The sequence below is a fragment of the Candidatus Parvarchaeota archaeon genome, from assembly GCA_016866895.1.
Lineage (GTDB): Archaea > Micrarchaeota > Micrarchaeia > Anstonellales > VGKX01 > VGKX01.
The window spans coordinates 1-1335 of the sequence record VGKX01000215.1 but is presented as its reverse complement, the minus strand read 5'-3'; the positions used below and the strand labels follow the sequence as shown (position 1 = coordinate 1335).

Sequence of the window (1335 nt, the reverse complement as noted above, 5' to 3'; positions counted from 1 at the left end):
GTCAACTTCGTACAGGCTTGAGTGGCCAAGCCTGCAGGAGCTGATAAAGCCAACCTTTGCGCCTGCATCAGAAAAATGGAGGTGTTCAGGCCTTATTGCGGCAATGAATTCCCCTGTTTCATTTCCGAATTTCACATCCTGCCCAAGAAGCCTGCCATGCCCCTTGACAAGGTTGATTTGGATGAAATTTGCACCCCCCAAAAAGTTTGCCACAAAAAGGGTTGCAGGATAGTCATACACCTGTTCCGGGGACCCAACCTGCAGTATCTCGCCTTTGCGCATGACCACAATCTTGTCGGCTATCGCCATTGCCTCCTCCTGGTCATGAGTGACGTGGATTGCGGTGAGATGTAGCTTCTTTGCCATTTTCCTCAGCTCGTTTCGTAGCTCAAATCGCAAATACGCATCAAGGGCGTTTGTAGGCTCGTCAAGAAGCAGAAGCTTTGAACCGGTGGAAAGTGCGCGGGATACAGCAAGCCTCTGTTGCATGCCGCCTGAAAGCTCCCGTGGTATTGCCTCGTGCCTGTTTTCAAGATGGACCATCTTTAGCATTTCGCTTGCAAGCCTCTTTGACTTTTCAGAGTGCTCGCCTCTTGCCAAAAGCCCGTAGCGGCAGTTGTCAAGCGCGCTAAGATGCGGAAATAGCGCATAGTTTTGGAATACAAACCCTATATGGCGGTCTTCGGGCGCACGCTCCGTCACATCACTTTTCCCGATTGAAATTCTCCCGCTTGTCGGCTCTATTATGCCTGCAATTGATTTGAGAAGCGTTGTCTTGCCGCAGCCGCTTGGGCCCAAAAGCACAACGTATTCGCCGTCTTTTATCTGGAGGCTTGCCTTGTGCAATGCGCGCACGCTCCCATAGTGCTTTTAGATGTTTTTAATTTCAACTTCAGGCATGGAATCACCACTTGCGTTTTTGCACAGAGCGCAGAACAAATACGACAACCAGGGAAATGAGCAGAAGCAGAACAGCCGCCGATGCAGCCTGCGAATTCTTGCCTGCCTTGCTGAGGTTGACAATTAGAAGCGGGATTGTCACAATTGTTTTTGACACAGCCAGTGTGCTTCCAGTTTCAGCAACGCTTCTCATAAAGGCAATGACGGTGCCTGCGATGAATGTTGGCATTATAAGGGGCAGCGTGACTGTGCGAAAAGCGCCAAACGGCTTTGCGCCAAGGCTTCTTGCAACTTCAATCAGGCTCCTGTCAGTGCTCTCAAGTATCTCGCAAACCGAGCTTACAAAATATGGGAAAATGACTGCAATGCTTGTAAACACAAGCAGGATGCGCTCGTCAAGCCTGCCTGCCCAGAATAGCGAAAGTGAGATGCCGA

At 50.3% G+C, this 1335-nt stretch carries 2 protein-coding genes; both read right to left on the bottom strand.

From position 1 onward, the window contains the following. Positions 1-855 (bottom strand): ABC transporter ATP-binding protein (locus FJZ26_06050; GenBank protein MBM3229969.1); only part of this gene is annotated, 855 nt, incomplete at its 3' end. A 49-nt stretch (positions 856-904) separates the two neighbouring features. Beyond that, positions 905-1335, bottom strand: a 431-nt coding sequence (locus FJZ26_06045; protein ID MBM3229968.1) for an ABC transporter permease subunit, incomplete at its 5' end; no start/stop codon positions are given.